Genomic DNA, 12,973 nt, shown 5'->3' with positions numbered 1-12,973 from the left:
CCCCGCTGGTAGCTAGTACTTGATGCCTATAAGGTAGCTCCAGAATGCGATCGAGGCCATGAACGCGATCACCGTTCCTGCGAAGATGCCCCAGCCGAGGTGCTTTCGAGGAGTAAACAAAGCGGTTTGCAGGCCGATGATCCCGAGAATGAACGGGGCCATGGGGACTAGGAGAAGAGTCTCGCCGGGGTCAATGAACCATGGAAGATGCATGCCGAGGACGGTTGGGACGAAACCGATCAAGAAGCCTGCAACACCGATGTAGACGTTGCGGCGTTTTTTGCGATTTTCATCGACCAGCTCCGCTACATGTGACGAAATGGTTTGTTCGTGCACCTGGGACGGGGTGGTATGTGGCTCGGGTGGGGTACTCTTCTCGTTCATTTTTAACCTTCGCGGGAAGAAGCCCAGCAAATGTAAGTGTTGGCGGGGCTGTGTTAGTTAGGCCAGTTCAAGTAGTCGGCGAGCAGGTAAGCCCCGTATATGAACATTACAACGAAGGGTATGGCGAATCCGGCGAATAGACCCAAACCGAAGTGTTTGTGAGGCGTCAGCAGAGCAATCAGTATGCCTATCACTGGGATTCCAAATGAAACTAGAGGAAGCAGAAATACGTAGTGGCCTATGGCTAGCTGCGACAGAAGATAGTACAGGAGGAAGAGTGCGAAACCGGTAGCCAACCCGAGGAAAGTACGGCGGAAAGCCAGGCGGCGATGTTTGGTCTGCTTTGGTGTGCGTGGAGATGGGGTTTCTTGGTGGGCCGGAGCTGGTGTGGTGTGCAGTTCGGGAGGTGGATTGTTCTCGTTCATGTTTCAACCTTTGTGGAAAGAGATCTAGCAGGTATAGCGGTGGTTTAGATGCAACAGTGGCTGTGCTAGCTAATTCAGTTTTTACTGTTGCCGAGGAAGTAGAGCAGGAGCACGATGACAACGATGAAGCCTGCAACAGTTCCTATGAAGATGCCCCAGCCGAGGCGTTTACGAGAGCTCAGCGTGGCTATCGTTATGCCGATGATTGCGTAGACGAGCGGGGACAAGAGCAAGAGGGGAAGAATATCCCCGTTAGCGAAGAATGGCGGCACATACATACTGAGGCCGGTTGCCACGAAACCGATAGCAAAACCGATGTAGGCGCCGCGACGGTCTGTATGTCGTTTCTCGGTCTGCTTGGGTGTGTGGATGTTTTCGTGCACGGATCACCCCTTGTGGGAAACCCTACTGAGTGCAGGGAGACTGTGAGTTTCTGGTGAGTGAGTTTTATACGTGGACATTCTGAGCCTATGAAAAGGCCATAAGGGCGCACGGACCAAAGAAGATGATGATGCTGGCCAAAGGCCCAGCAATGAGCCCCCATCCGAATGATTTGTGTTTTTCGTTTTTCAGGATTAGGGAGATGCCGATGAGGATGAACCCTATCGGTGGAATCAATGGGCCCACGAATGGGTTCATAAAGAAGAAGAAAGGAGACACTAGCACCGAGAAGAAAACACCAACAACAGCGCCGGCGAACATGAGCCCGCATCCGCCCACATCGTTGCCCCGCTCATCATCCCGAGGGGGACCGTAACCGTCGCTAGTGCCAGGCATGCCATACTGCTGGTTGTTGCTCTCGTTGTGGTGTTCGCCGCTGTGTTCGCTGTCTCCGTAGCCGTTGGTGTTGTTGTTCGTGCTCATGCCGGCACCTCATTTTCTTCAGGCGCGCGGTTTCCTGCGTGGACAGGTGCTGCCACACGGGTAGTTTCTCCCTCAAGCGCAGGTTGCGTCACGTGGCCATGAGCGTGTTCTGCCGCGGCATCGTGAACAGCCGCCAGACGCGGAGCAGCCGCAGTATCACGGCTGGTTTCGGTGACCCAGAGTTTGCCGCGTTTTATGAGGTAGATAATGCGGATCGCGAAGATCGGGATCGTCACGAGCAGGAACATTTGCGGCCGGGTGAGGCCCATCCAGGCGATCTCGTTGCCGCGCACAAACTCGACGAAGAACCGGAATACCGCGTACGTCCCGATATACAGGGTGAGGGTTTCACCCGGTGCGATCGGTTTGAACCGTAGCCAGAACCACAGAACACAGAATGCGATCAGATGGAACGCGGATTCGTAAGCGAAGCTCGGATGCAAACCCACACCCGCCGGGGTGTGCAGGTGAGCCCCTTGCTGTTCGTTGAGCACAACACCCCAGTCGCTCCCCGTGGGGGTTCCCGGCCGCTCCGTCAAATAGCAGGCCCAACGCCCAAAAGCCATCGCAAGCGCCACAGCCGGTGCGAACAAGTCACCGCTGCGGGCTTTATAACCGATGATCTTCTTCGCAACATGGACGCCAAGCCACGCACCCACCAGCGCAGACAGGAAGGATGCATTGCCATAAGCTAGCTGCTCTGCGAGGCCCAGATTCTCGCGCGGGTCCAGGTGTTGCGCCCATGTGCCAAGACGAGCGAACACGGCGGCACCAGCCAGTGCGCCCACTACAAGCACGCCTGTGCGTTCGTTGAGGCGTTCGCGTCTGCGCGCCTCAATCCAGAACACCACGGAACCGAGCAATAATGCGATAGCAACGAACACCGAGTGGGTATCCAACGGGACCCCAGGGATGAGTTCGAACCCGATCAAATCAGATAAATGTGGATACATGGTCAGCTCACTATCTTGATCCATGCCATGACCCACAGCGGTGTGAGCGCTGCTGCGAGCACGGCAAGTGTGGTGAGGTAGGCGATCACACGTTTAGTGTCGCCTAGTTTGCATTTGGATTTCATGAGGCCTTCGCGACGTGCCTTCGCGTAGCCGCGAATCCCAAGAATCGAGAAGAACAAAAGCGAAAGCGGGCCGAAAATACACGTCAGTAAAGCGATGGTGGCGAAGATGCACAACCGCAACGGGTCGAAAGGCTGAGCCGGTTCCGGCAACCCGTCCGTGACACGTTGGTTCAACGCCGGGGTGTTCGGCGTCATGAACGAATGCTCCGCCTCGTGTGCCCTATTAGTCATGATGCACCCTCATCGTGTCACTCCGTCAGGAACTTTCACTGACACAGGGAGACGGTGCCGGCCAGCGGAGTCATGAGCCGGCGTGCTTGCGGTGTCTGCTTTGCCAGTGGCGGTGGAGATGCGGCGTTCACCTAGCGGAGCCCACGCCTGCACAGCGCAGAATGGCGCGCACTGATGGGTCGCGTTGCCATCCTCGTCGGCGCCTTCACGCACTGTCGCGACGTGTACACAGCATTGGGTGAGGCGTTCTTCGATCATCGTGTTGATGTCCATGAACGGTTTGATCGTGATGCGTTTGACGCGTTCACCCATGAACTGGCGTAGCCGGTGTTGTTGCCCCGGCAGGGAAGAAGCCGCGAGCTTGGCGAGCGTTCCGATCCCCAGATCACACCCCACACAGATGTCGCGCCACAGCGAACCGATCGACGGGTGAGACAGCGAGGACTGCTCAGAGAACAAGTCCAGAAGTGATTGCTTGACCTGTTTCTTGAGTGTCTTATTGACCCCGGAATCCGCGATGCGGTTGGCGATCATGTCAGGGTTCAGGTCAAGGAACTCTTTCAGTTTCTCAGGGCCCACGAGGCTCGTGAGTGAAGACCATTCGCCCGAATCGTCTTTGAGTAGGTATCCCAGTGAGCAACAGTGCGGATGGGAACACGGTAGCGCGGTCATGTCCCGCCACGTGACGAGGCCATCAGTCTGTTCCTCAAGACGGGCAAGAACCCCTGTATGCGTTAAACGGTTGTTCGGGTCGATGCCCGCGGAACGTCCAGACCCGAAGACCGGCTGGATCGTCACGCCACCCACGAACGGGGTGTCGAGCGCACGGCGGATCACGGTGCCGATCTCGTGGTCGTTGACTCCTAAAGCCGCCGTCATGGTCAGCGTTGTGAAGATCCCGGCCTCAGACAACCGGTCCAGGGCCTCGAACTTGATCTTCCGGATGTCCCCGCCGCGGTGGTAACGCACGGAGCATTCCTCTTCGCCGTCGTACTGCAAATACACTTCGAGGCGCTCGCGGTGCTTGGCTAGGAAATCAACGAATTCCTGGTCTTGGGCTATACGCAGTCCGTTGGAGTTGAGCAGGATCCGGACTACCGGGCGTGCAGCAAGTTCCTCGATGAGCTGCTCAAGCCACGGATACAGCGTCGGTTCGCCGCCCGAGAGCATGAGCACGTCGATACGGTTCTCTTCGCGGGACAAACGCGTATCGACCGAGGCGAGGACTTCCGCGAGCGGAGCAACAGAGGACTCAGCAGGGGAAGAGGACGCGAAGCACGTGGGGCACTTGAGGTTGCAGTGGTCTGTGATGTCTTCCAACAAGATGCAGGTGTGCTGGGTCTGCATTGTGGGAAGACCATATTCGTAGGCTTCGGGAACCGGTAGGAAGTTGTTCTCAAGGTCCGGGGTATGCACTTTGGTGGGAGCTGTCCACTGCTCAAGATAGGTGAGGATCTCACCGGATTCGTCATACAGCGTCCGCTGCAGACCGTGTTTGCGGCAACCGCGTTCCAGCCACACTTGCCCGTCAGGGTATTCGGCAAGCCAACCGGTGAGCCGCTCAACCTGGGCTAGTGGTTTATGAGGGTCTTGCTCATGGCATACGGGACAAAACGCATTCACATAACGGTGAATGCGGTACGAACGAAGCGGCATCCCAGGTGCATCGACAGGCATGATATGAGCCTAAGACAAGAACGTGCCGTAGACCACATTCCTATCAAAATTGTGGATATATAACGGAGCGTTCGCGGTTGTGGATAACGGAAGATCCGCACGGCGCTCTCACACGTGGTGGTATCCACTACCGGCCATGATCTCTTGTGATCGGTACACCTGCTCAACGAGCATCAACCGCACAAGCTGGTGCGGGAACACCAAGTTGGAGAGCGACCATACGAGGTCCGCCCGTTGGTGCACGCTCTGATCAACACCGAAAGCGCCACCAATCACCACAACCACTCTCTTACCTTGGTCGATCGGGCCACGCAACGCCTTCGCTAACTGAGGTGAGTTCAGCATCTTCCCGCGCTCATCCAACAGCACAACGTAGTCGCCGTGGCCGATCTTCTTCAGCAGGCGAGCTGACTCTTCAGCCCGTGCAACATCGTCGGCTTTGGAACTATGCTGTAGCAGGTCCCACTGCACATCCCACGGCTTGCGCAACCGGCGTTCGTAACGGGCGATGCCTTCTTCAACCCACGACTCATGTTTGCGGCCCACGGCCAGAACCCTAATACTCACACAACCATCCTGGCATGCGTGTGGAAGACTTAACCCTATGAGTCATTCTCACGAGCCTGAACCTGGAACCCATCCACGTCTTCGCCGTTTGCGGGCAGGGGATGCGGATGCGGTGCTTGCAGCGTTCGCCTCGTGCCCAGAGATGATCCGCCAAGGCAACGTCACCGATGCCGCTTCAGCGGCCCGCTATGTAGCCGCGCTCATCAACGAGGACTCCAGCGCTGACCCCGAAACCACGGATGAACCCGCAACCGAAACCGCCGGCGACACCACGGACGCTTGCGATGACAAGGACGCGTTCGCGGTCGTGGATGACAATGACCGCCTGTGGGGGCTTGTTGGTATAAACCGCGATGCGGCCAACAAGGTTGGCTGGTTCTGGTACTGGATGCACGCTGCAACACGGAAGCGTGGTTGGACCTCGCAAGCGGCCGCAACAGTTGCGAACTGGGCTCTAGATCACGGAGGATATGAAAGGCTCGAATTAGGTTACAGAGCCAACAACCCGGGCTCTCAACGGGTTGCCGCCCTGGCCGGATTCATCCCGGAAGGGGTCGAAAGGAAGAAGTTCCTTGTCAAAGGGGAACGTATCGACGTTCACTTAAGCGGCCGGTTGGTGACAGACCCGGCACCAGAAACCACGGAACTTGACATCACCTGGTGATCGACCAGCGTGAAGGCCACTATGAAAGACAAGGCGAAGGCCCAAGTGAAGACGAGTCTGAAGCCCTCAATACAGCTTGGGGTGATCGTGTGAGCAACCGCGGAGTGTTCAGCCCTATATCTGGGCGGCCTGCACCTCACCCGGTGCCTCTTCCCGGTTGGAACATCTCCATCCTGTGGTTGAGCGCGCTCATACCTCTGGTAGCTACCATCACGTTGCTGGGGCATGTAGGCCGTAACTCAACAGGCCTACCCGTGGACCGAGATATTTTGGACTGGATCGTAGCGTCCCGCTCTGAGCCCTGGACCCACATCGTCCCTGTGTTCAGCATGATCGGTAGTACGCCGGTGTTCACGCCCATCATGATCGTGTTTGCTGGATCTATCGCGTATTTCAAACGGTCGCTGTGGTCGGTGATCATGCTCGCTCTCACGGCAACGCTGTCGGTGAGTGCCACGGTGATCATCAAGAACGTGTTCAACCGCCAGCGGCCACCCCTTGAAACCCAGCTACAACCTTACGAGTATTCCGGGTCGTTCCCCTCGGGGCATACTTTGAACGCGTTCGCCCTCGTGAGTGTGTCTATCTCAATGGTTCTGCGGTGGGCAGTGCGCACTTGGCTGCGGTGGGCCACCGTGATCCTCGGTGTGGCTTACATGTTCGCGATGGCGTTCTCCCGTGTCTATATGGGTGTGCACTGGCTATCAGACGTCCAATGCGGCGCCATGTTGGGTGCGGCGATCGGGTTTGTCATGATCTCGGTCGATGTGTGGGCTCGCTCGCACTGGTGGTCGCGGGAGATCAACCGGGCGAGCGAAGAAAGGCTTCCACGCCGCGAGGTAAAGCCGGCACGCAGGCGGCGCATAAGACAAACGGTGCATAAAATAGACATCGATTAAGCCAAGAGGTCCCAAGAACTGGTGTTCTTGGGACCTCTTGTTTGTGGCGGTAGCGGTGGGATTTGAACCCACGGTGCAGGGTCACTGCACACAACATTTCGAGTGTTGCACCTTCGGCCGCTCGGACACGCTACCAACTCCGGACACTCTATGTCATAGCCCGGCCGGTTTCCAAACCGAAGTGGTGTCTCGGTACGTAGCGTTCACGGCTCGCTACGCATTGTGGCGAAGAATTCCTGGAGTATTTCTTGGCACTCTCCGGCTTGGACGCCCGCGAAAACTTCGGCGCGATGGTTCAGCCGCGGCTCCCGCAGAATATCCATCACGGAGCCGGTTGCTCCGGCTTTCTCGTCCCATGCACCAAATATCACCCGCGGGATGCGGGCGAGCACGATTGCCCCGGCACACATCGGACACGGTTCAAGCGTCACCACGAGCGTGCAGTCAGTGAGCCGCCAACCATCGCCGCCATCGTCGTCTCCTCTGTCGCTAGCGTCGCCACCGGTGGGGTTGCCGGCGTTGGATGCGAGGGCGCGTGCGGCTTCACGGATCGCTACGACTTCGGCGTGCCCGGTCGGATCGCCGTCGCGTTCGCGGATGTTATGGCCGCGGGCAACGATTCTCCCGTCCGGACCCACGATGACCGCGCCGATGGGGATGTCGCCGTGCTGGGCGGCTGCGCGGGCTTCTTCGAGGGCGGCCCCCATCCATGCGTTGGCCCCGTCGGGTGGTTTGATCGGCATGTTCACAACGGTAAACCATGAATCTTCCCGCCGCGTACTCGGCAGTGGCGGCGGCGTTGTTGCTCGGACGGTATCCTGTTTTCATGCGCGTACATGTTGTTGAGCACCCGCTCGTGGCCCACAAGATTTCGGTTCTGCGTGACAAGACGACCCCGTCCCCGGTTTTCCGGCAGTTGACTGAGGAGCTTGTCACACTGCTGTCGTATGAAGCGACCCGGGACGTCCGCACCCGTGAAGTCACGGTTGAGACGCCTGTGGCGACAACCAAGGGGGTTGCTTTCGCAAAGCCGACCCCGCTTGTCGTGCCGATTCTTCGCGCTGGTTTGGGGATGCTCGAAGGCATGATGCGGCTGTTGCCTACCGCTGAGGTGGGCTTCTTAGGCATGGCTCGTAACGAGGAGACGCTTGACATCATCACGTACGCCGAGCGGCTGCCTGATGATTTGTCGAACCGTCAGGTTTTCGTGATCGACCCGATGCTGGCTACCGGCGGAACCCTCGTGGAATCGATCGGTTACCTCTTTGAGCATGGAGCGGATCAAGTCACGTGTATCTGCTTGATCGCTGCCCCGGAGGGCGTTGAGCGCCTGAACGCGGCCTACGGCGATGATGACCGCGTCAACCTCTACATCGCGGCGCTCGATGAAGGGCTGGATGAGAACGCCTACATTGTGCCTGGTCTCGGCGATGCAGGAGATCGCCTGTACGGCCTCGCCGAATAGACCGGCTCCTTAGCGTTGGCAGGCTCTTGAACCTTCGGTTCCTGTCGCGTGGCTGGGGACTGCGCCGTGGTTGGTGTTTGCGTCTCTATCGCGGCCTGGGCATCAGCTGGGGCTTGCGCTTCGAGCTGTGTGGTTTCAGCGCGGTGCTTTGCCGCGCCTGCCGCCGGTGGTGGGCAGTATGGCAGCCGGATGGTGAAGACGGTGTTGCCGGGCTCTGATTCAACGTTGATGGTGCCTTGGTGGGCTTCTGCAATCGCTTTGACGATGGCCAGGCCGAGGCCGCTGGTTGATGTTGAACCGGAGCGCGCTTTGTCGGCGCGGGCGAGCCGGTCGAATACTTTCGGCAGGAATTCTGGGTCGATACCTTCGCCGGTGTCGTGGACACGGACTACGACGTCGTAGCCGCTGTTGTGCGAGCGTGCCCGTTCTTCCGCGTGCATTTGTGTGGTGCTTGCGTTGAACAGCGCTGGAACATGGGTGAGCTGTGTCGGTTCGATGCCGACTGTGATGTCGACTTGCGTTCCGGCGCTGGTGTGTTTCGCGGCGTTGGAGGCAAGGTTGCTGAGAACCCGGGCGAGCTGGGACGGGTCGCCTTCGACGTAGGCGGGGTCGCCGTCGGTGAACGCGTCGAATTCCCATGTGTGCTCGCCGAACGCGGCTTGAGAGTCCAGGTACACGTTCGCGGCGATTTGGACCATGTCCACGGTTTCGATGGTCGTGGCGTGGCCTTCTTCGAGTCGGTTCAGAAGCAAGAGCTGCTCGACCAGTTCGGTCATGTTCTCGGTTTGGCCGATCAGGCGTTCGAGTGAGCGTTCCCCGTCGGGGGTGAGCTCGTGGGTCACGTGGATCAGCTGGGCGTAACCGCGGATCGAGGCTAGTGGTGTGCGCAGTTCGTGGGATGCGTCGGCCACGAAGCGGCGCATCTTCATTTCGGAAGCGGCGCGGGTCTCTAATGCGTCTCCGACGTTGTCGAGCAAACGGTTCAGAGCTCCACCGAGGCGCCCGATCTCTGTAGGTTTGCTGGCAAGGTTACGGTTCACCCGCTGATCCACATGAACATCGGATTCTGTGAGGGGGAGGGTCGCGATGGAGTCCGCGACATCCACTACGTGGTGGAGCGGCTGCATCGTGGCTCGTATGGCCGCGCCGCCTACAGCGCCCACCAACACGACGCCGATGGTGGAGACCACCAGCATCGTGAGGTCGAGCGTCCGCAGGGTTGCGTAGGTGCGTTTAGCGGGCAGTCCTGCGACCATCACTGTTGATGCTGGCAAATCGCGTGAGGCGACAGGCTCAATGAGGAGCCGGTAGTCCCCGATCTCGAGTGTGGCTGTGATGCCTTCAGTCTTTTGAGGGTTGTACTCGAACTCGTCGATTTTGGTGATGATGGTTTTCCGGTCGGCTTCTGAGAGCTTTGTAGGCTCGCCGGTAACGGAGTCGGTGACTTCGGGGCCGGCACGGAACTTGCCGTCGGCAACGAGGGCGACGACGGTTCCAACGGGCTGGCTGCTTACGTCGGTGACCGGCATGTGCCCGCTGGCGGAGGTCGCGCGGTCGATGGTCGCGGCGAGGCTCGAGTCGAGCTGCCCCCACAGCTTTGCGGCCATGAGGGTGTGCGTCAGCCCGCCGATGATCATGGATCCAGCGGCGAGCATCAGGGTTAGCAAGACCACCAAGCGTACGCGCAAAGACATGCGCGTATTCTTGCGTGCTAGGTGGCGCTTGCGGTGACGCACGTGATAATCACGCTCCAGGTTTGAGGACGTAACCAGCTCCGCGAACGGTGTGGATCATTGGCGAGCGGCCTGTGTCAATTTTTTTGCGTAAGTATGAGATGTATAGCTCGACGATATTAGCTTGTCCGTCAAAACCATAGTTCCACACTGATTCTAGGATCTGTGGTTTGGACACTACCCGACGAGCATTCTCCATGAGGTATTTCAAAAGGTCGAATTCGGTTGCGGTGAGTTGAATCTCTTCGCCAGCGCGGTGCACTTCGTGCGAAGCGGTGTTGAGGCTGAGATCACCGACCACGATTTCGGTCTCGTCGGCGCTTGCTGCGCCGGAGCGTTGCACAAGACGGTGCAAGCGCAGGAGGAGTTCTTCGAGGTTGAAGGGTTTGGTGACGTAGTCGTCGCCGCCGACTGCCAGGCCTTCGATTCGTTCGTTGGCGGAATCCTTCGCTGTCAAGAACAGTGCTGGCAGTTCAGGCTTGAATCCGCGGATTCGCTTGAGCACTTCAGGCCCTTCGATTCCTGGCAACATCCAGTCGAGGACAACGATGTCTGGGTTGACGTCACGGGTCATCTGGACGGCTTCGAGGCCGTCGTGACACACAGTGGCTTCCCAGCCAAGCATGCGGACTCCCATCGCTACGAGATCGGCGAGGGTTGGCTCGTCATCGACGACGAGAGCGCGGATAGGGGAACCGTCTGGGTGTTCAAGGCGCGGTAGCTCTTGAGGGGAGAAACGAGAAGTGCTCATGTAACCACTTTTCCTGAGAGAGGTGAGGTAATTCTATGGAAAACCTATGTAAATGCTGTGTAACGCTTCTACATCAGCTGTTTCTTCTTGTCAAGACAGCATCTGAATTATATGCAACTGATTGAATCAATATTCACCAACCGGCACTGATTCTCAGTCTTGAGGCCTGAAGGTTGCGGGTTGCATGGTGACGAAGATTGCATAGTGCCGGTTCGTGGGTGTGCAAAAACTCTTTGATAATTCAAAGCCTTAGGTTCAAAGTGCCTCCGGGAGTGAGGTTCGTCACTAAAATCGGCGTGTATCTCACATGCTGAGACGTTTGCATAAACTTTGCTTGCGATATCGAAATATTGCGAGCAATATCTTGTCATACAAGGAAATGAGCCGAAACATATAACGTTCCAGAATTTCGGACCATTGTGAAAATCGCTCTGTTATATCGTGTCATTTTCGCATTGGTATGTTTTTAGGCGTTGGAGTTTTGGTTGGCAGGGCCCCGGGGCGGCAAGGTGTCGGGGCTGCGTCTAAGGAGCAGGTATGTCCACCAACCCCGGATACGTTCACATCTCTGTCCGCGCCGCACAAAAGCGCGCAGCAGCAGCTCGCCGAGCAGCTGAGTTAGGTCGGGCCGGCTGGGGTAACCTCGCTCCAGTACCTCAAGGGCAGAACGGGATGCATCCCATGCCCGGTCAAGCTATGAGGCATAACAACCCTGCAGAATCCGGCGGTGAGACATCGGCGCGCGGTTTCGTGCTCTATGTGGGTCTGGATGAAGAGACCGCAGCAAACGCGGGCACGTCGCTTTCGCGTTTGTCCTCGCAGGTCACGACGTTCCTCCAGACCCTGGTTCCGGACGCTCAAACTCACGCGGCAGTAGCGCTGGCGCCCGCAAGCGCCGGTGGTAGCAACATCGACGTTGTGCGCCAGTGCTTGGGCGACCCAACTGTCAGCGGCAACGCTCCGGCTCGCGCGGTCCCGACTGTCGCTGATCCAGCGCGTCACACCGTGGGTGTATTGATTGATCTTTCTCGCCGCGAAGTGCAGCTCGACGGCGACATCCTGAACCTCACTCATAAAGAGTTTGAACTTCTGAACTACCTCGTTGAGAACGGTTCCCGCACTGTGGGGCGTGAGGAGCTGCTTGAGAGTCTGTGGCGCGGCGCCGACGAGATCCCGAATGAGCGTACGATCGACGTTCATATCCGTCGATTGCGCGCCAAGCTCGGGCGTCTGTCCAATACGGTACGGACTGTCCGCGGCCAGGGCTACCGCTTTTATGATCACCCAGAGGTGACCGTGTGGGCGGTTCCGGAATACTCCATCTAATATAGAACCAATCCATGGTGTGAACGGGGCGAGGCTTGATGCCTTGCCCCGCTCGCATTTAATGGTGTTGAGTAAGTGGTTCGGTTGGATGTCAAGCGAGGGATTCAGATGGCAGCTAAGACTCTGTTGATCATGCGTCACGGAAAAGCTGAGGCTCCGTGGGGGCAAGAGGATCGAATGCGTCAGCTCACCGAGTTCGGATGCGAGCAAGCGCGCCGGGCGGGGGAGTATGTGCTGGGGCAGGGGCTCGTGCCGGATGCAGCCTTGGTGTCTGATGCGGTGCGTACGAGGGCGACGTATGCGATGTTCTCTTCGGTGCTGGGCGAGGATGCCCCGAGCGCGTATCTCGATGCTGATTTGTATCTGACTGATGCAGTGGGCCTGATTGCCGCGATTAATCATGTGCCGGAAACGGTGTCCCGTTTGATTGTGGTCGGGCACATGCCTGCGGTGCAGGATGCTGCAATGCGGTTGGCGTCAGCTGAGTCAGATGAACAAGCGGTCATGGACATGGCGGGGCATTACCCGCCCGCATCGTTATGTGTGTTCCACTTTGATGGTGTGTGGGCTGAGCTTGACGGGCGCGATGCGGCGCTGGAGCGGTTCAAGACCTTTAAGTAAGCAACATTCAAGGCAGTGTGCCAGGAGATGAAACCCCCGAGAATATAAAAGGTCTCGGGCACCGCATGAACGGTGTCCCGAGACCTAACAATTTGCGCGCCCTAAGGGATTCGAACCCCTGACCTTCTGTTCCGTAGACAGACGCTCTATCCAGCTGAGCTAAGGGCGCATTCAGTTTTCATCTGATGTTCACCTGATCGGTTCTCATCGATGGCGACCTGCATAAGATTACCGAGACTTTGGCGGGTGTGCAAATCGGCGGCGTACCTTACATATATTGATCGCGTA

At 57.9% G+C, this 12,973-nt stretch carries 16 protein-coding genes and 2 tRNA genes; 5 read left to right on the top strand and 13 right to left on the bottom strand.

Going from position 1 to position 12,973, the window contains the following annotated elements:
- Positions 1-12: 12 nt before the first annotated feature.
- The 8 genes from HMPREF3160_RS08635 to HMPREF3160_RS08600 all read right to left on the bottom strand — a co-directional run bounded on the left by HMPREF3160_RS08635 (position 13) and on the right by HMPREF3160_RS08600 (position 5,226).
- On the bottom strand, positions 13-384 hold the full coding sequence (locus HMPREF3160_RS08635; RefSeq protein ID WP_035756420.1) for a hypothetical protein: 372 nt from the start codon (positions 382-384) through the stop codon (positions 13-15).
- A 53-nt stretch (positions 385-437) separates the two neighbouring features.
- The gene (locus HMPREF3160_RS08630; RefSeq protein WP_070490614.1) at positions 438-809 is read right to left on the bottom strand and encodes a hypothetical protein; all 372 of its coding nucleotides are present in this window, start codon (positions 807-809) and stop codon (positions 438-440) included.
- Between the two features lie 74 nt (positions 810-883).
- Positions 884-1,192 (bottom strand): hypothetical protein, encoded by a 309-nt coding sequence (locus HMPREF3160_RS08625; RefSeq protein ID WP_035756419.1) that lies wholly within the window; start codon positions 1,190-1,192, stop codon positions 884-886.
- 85 nt (positions 1,193-1,277) lie between these two features.
- Positions 1,278-1,673, bottom strand: a complete 396-nt coding sequence (locus tag HMPREF3160_RS08620) for a hypothetical protein (protein ID WP_070508041.1) — start codon at positions 1,671-1,673, stop codon at positions 1,278-1,280.
- A complete protein-coding gene (locus HMPREF3160_RS08615) occupies positions 1,670-2,650 on the bottom strand; it encodes a prolipoprotein diacylglyceryl transferase (protein ID WP_232219295.1) in 981 nt (326 codons plus the stop codon). Before HMPREF3160_RS08615 ends, HMPREF3160_RS08620 begins: the two co-directional genes overlap by 4 nt.
- The gene (locus HMPREF3160_RS08610) at positions 2,629-2,982 is read right to left on the bottom strand and encodes a hypothetical protein (RefSeq protein ID WP_232219294.1); all 354 of its coding nucleotides are present in this window, start codon (positions 2,980-2,982) and stop codon (positions 2,629-2,631) included. The genes HMPREF3160_RS08615 and HMPREF3160_RS08610 overlap by 22 nt, the downstream gene beginning before the upstream one ends.
- A 9-nt stretch (positions 2,983-2,991) precedes the next feature.
- Complete coding sequence (locus tag HMPREF3160_RS08605; RefSeq protein WP_256174289.1) at positions 2,992-4,659, bottom strand: radical SAM protein; 1,668 nt, start codon at positions 4,657-4,659, stop codon at positions 2,992-2,994.
- A gap of 108 nt (positions 4,660-4,767) precedes the next feature.
- Positions 4,768-5,226: a 23S rRNA (pseudouridine(1915)-N(3))-methyltransferase RlmH gene (locus HMPREF3160_RS08600; protein ID WP_070490611.1), complete on the bottom strand. Its 459-nt coding sequence runs from the start codon at positions 5,224-5,226 to the stop codon at positions 4,768-4,770.
- Between the two features lie 37 nt (positions 5,227-5,263).
- Here HMPREF3160_RS08600 and HMPREF3160_RS08595 point away from each other — a divergent pair, with 37 nt between their 5' ends.
- Together HMPREF3160_RS08595 and HMPREF3160_RS08590 are read left to right on the top strand one after the other, a co-directional pair.
- Complete coding sequence (locus HMPREF3160_RS08595; RefSeq protein WP_070508039.1) at positions 5,264-5,890, top strand: GNAT family N-acetyltransferase; 627 nt, start codon at positions 5,264-5,266, stop codon at positions 5,888-5,890.
- A complete protein-coding gene (locus tag HMPREF3160_RS08590; RefSeq protein ID WP_070508038.1) occupies positions 5,887-6,789 on the top strand; it encodes a phosphatase PAP2 family protein in 903 nt (300 codons plus the stop codon). The genes HMPREF3160_RS08595 and HMPREF3160_RS08590 overlap by 4 nt, the downstream gene beginning before the upstream one ends.
- 44 nt (positions 6,790-6,833) lie before the next feature.
- Here the strand turns inward: HMPREF3160_RS08590 and HMPREF3160_RS08585 are convergent.
- Both HMPREF3160_RS08585 and HMPREF3160_RS08580 read right to left on the bottom strand, forming a co-directional pair.
- Positions 6,834-6,924: transfer RNA gene (locus HMPREF3160_RS08585), tRNA-Ser, on the bottom strand.
- A 68-nt stretch (positions 6,925-6,992) separates the two neighbouring features.
- Positions 6,993-7,532 (bottom strand): nucleoside deaminase, encoded by a 540-nt coding sequence (locus HMPREF3160_RS08580; RefSeq protein WP_035754801.1) that lies wholly within the window; start codon positions 7,530-7,532, stop codon positions 6,993-6,995.
- Between the two features lie 83 nt (positions 7,533-7,615).
- On the opposite strand from HMPREF3160_RS08580, the gene upp reads away from it, so the two are divergent.
- Positions 7,616-8,254, top strand: coding sequence for a uracil phosphoribosyltransferase (gene upp, locus HMPREF3160_RS08575; protein WP_035754803.1), 639 nt, complete (start codon positions 7,616-7,618; stop codon positions 8,252-8,254).
- Here upp and HMPREF3160_RS08570 read toward each other — a convergent pair.
- Positions 8,197-9,948: a sensor histidine kinase gene (locus HMPREF3160_RS08570; RefSeq protein ID WP_052048265.1), complete on the bottom strand. Its 1,752-nt coding sequence runs from the start codon at positions 9,946-9,948 to the stop codon at positions 8,197-8,199. The two genes, upp and HMPREF3160_RS08570, sit on opposite strands and share 58 nt — an antisense overlap.
- Positions 9,949-9,997: 49 nt before the next feature.
- A complete protein-coding gene (locus tag HMPREF3160_RS08565; protein WP_035754796.1) occupies positions 9,998-10,738 on the bottom strand; it encodes a response regulator transcription factor in 741 nt (246 codons plus the stop codon).
- 537 nt (positions 10,739-11,275) lie between these two features.
- On the opposite strand from HMPREF3160_RS08565, the gene HMPREF3160_RS08560 reads away from it, so the two are divergent.
- Together HMPREF3160_RS08560 and HMPREF3160_RS08555 are read left to right on the top strand one after the other, a co-directional pair.
- Positions 11,276-12,064: a winged helix-turn-helix domain-containing protein gene (locus HMPREF3160_RS08560; protein ID WP_070490607.1), complete on the top strand. Its 789-nt coding sequence runs from the start codon at positions 11,276-11,278 to the stop codon at positions 12,062-12,064.
- A gap of 108 nt (positions 12,065-12,172) precedes the next feature.
- Positions 12,173-12,685, top strand: coding sequence for a SixA phosphatase family protein (locus tag HMPREF3160_RS08555; RefSeq protein WP_070490606.1), 513 nt, complete (start codon positions 12,173-12,175; stop codon positions 12,683-12,685).
- Between the two features lie 95 nt (positions 12,686-12,780).
- Here the strand turns inward: HMPREF3160_RS08555 and HMPREF3160_RS08550 are convergent.
- Positions 12,781-12,854 (bottom strand) — tRNA-Arg (locus tag HMPREF3160_RS08550).
- Positions 12,855-12,973: the final 119 nt, after the last annotated feature.

The sequence above is a fragment of the Arthrobacter sp. HMSC06H05 genome (assembly GCF_001807395.1).
GTDB classification, from domain to species: domain Bacteria; phylum Actinomycetota; class Actinomycetes; order Actinomycetales; family Micrococcaceae; genus Pseudoglutamicibacter; species Pseudoglutamicibacter albus.
The sequence above is the reverse complement of the archived record's forward strand: the minus strand, read 5'-3'. Positions and strand labels throughout refer to the sequence as shown.

Coding starts and splice junctions, on each gene's coding strand:
- HMPREF3160_RS08635 (WP_035756420.1), bottom strand. CDS start 384: ATGAACGAGAAGAGTACCCCACCCGAGCCACATACCACCCCGTCCCAG.
- HMPREF3160_RS08630 (WP_070490614.1), bottom strand. CDS start 809: ATGAACGAGAACAATCCACCTCCCGAACTGCACACCACACCAGCTCCG.
- HMPREF3160_RS08620 (WP_070508041.1), bottom strand. CDS start 1,673: ATGAGCACGAACAACAACACCAACGGCTACGGAGACAGCGAACACAGC.
- HMPREF3160_RS08615 (WP_232219295.1), bottom strand. CDS start 2,650: ATGGATCAAGATAGTGAGCTGACCATGTATCCACATTTATCTGATTTG.
- HMPREF3160_RS08610 (WP_232219294.1), bottom strand. CDS start 2,982: ATGACTAATAGGGCACACGAGGCGGAGCATTCGTTCATGACGCCGAAC.
- HMPREF3160_RS08605 (WP_256174289.1), bottom strand. CDS start 4,659: ATGCCTGTCGATGCACCTGGGATGCCGCTTCGTTCGTACCGCATTCAC.
- HMPREF3160_RS08595 (WP_070508039.1), top strand. CDS start 5,264: ATGAGTCATTCTCACGAGCCTGAACCTGGAACCCATCCACGTCTTCGC.
- HMPREF3160_RS08580 (WP_035754801.1), bottom strand. CDS start 7,532: ATGCCGATCAAACCACCCGACGGGGCCAACGCATGGATGGGGGCCGCC.
- upp (WP_035754803.1), top strand. CDS start 7,616: ATGCGCGTACATGTTGTTGAGCACCCGCTCGTGGCCCACAAGATTTCG.
- HMPREF3160_RS08570 (WP_052048265.1), bottom strand. CDS start 9,948: ATGTCTTTGCGCGTACGCTTGGTGGTCTTGCTAACCCTGATGCTCGCC.
- HMPREF3160_RS08565 (WP_035754796.1), bottom strand. CDS start 10,738: ATGAGCACTTCTCGTTTCTCCCCTCAAGAGCTACCGCGCCTTGAACAC.
- HMPREF3160_RS08560 (WP_070490607.1), top strand. CDS start 11,276: ATGTCCACCAACCCCGGATACGTTCACATCTCTGTCCGCGCCGCACAA.
- HMPREF3160_RS08555 (WP_070490606.1), top strand. CDS start 12,173: ATGGCAGCTAAGACTCTGTTGATCATGCGTCACGGAAAAGCTGAGGCT.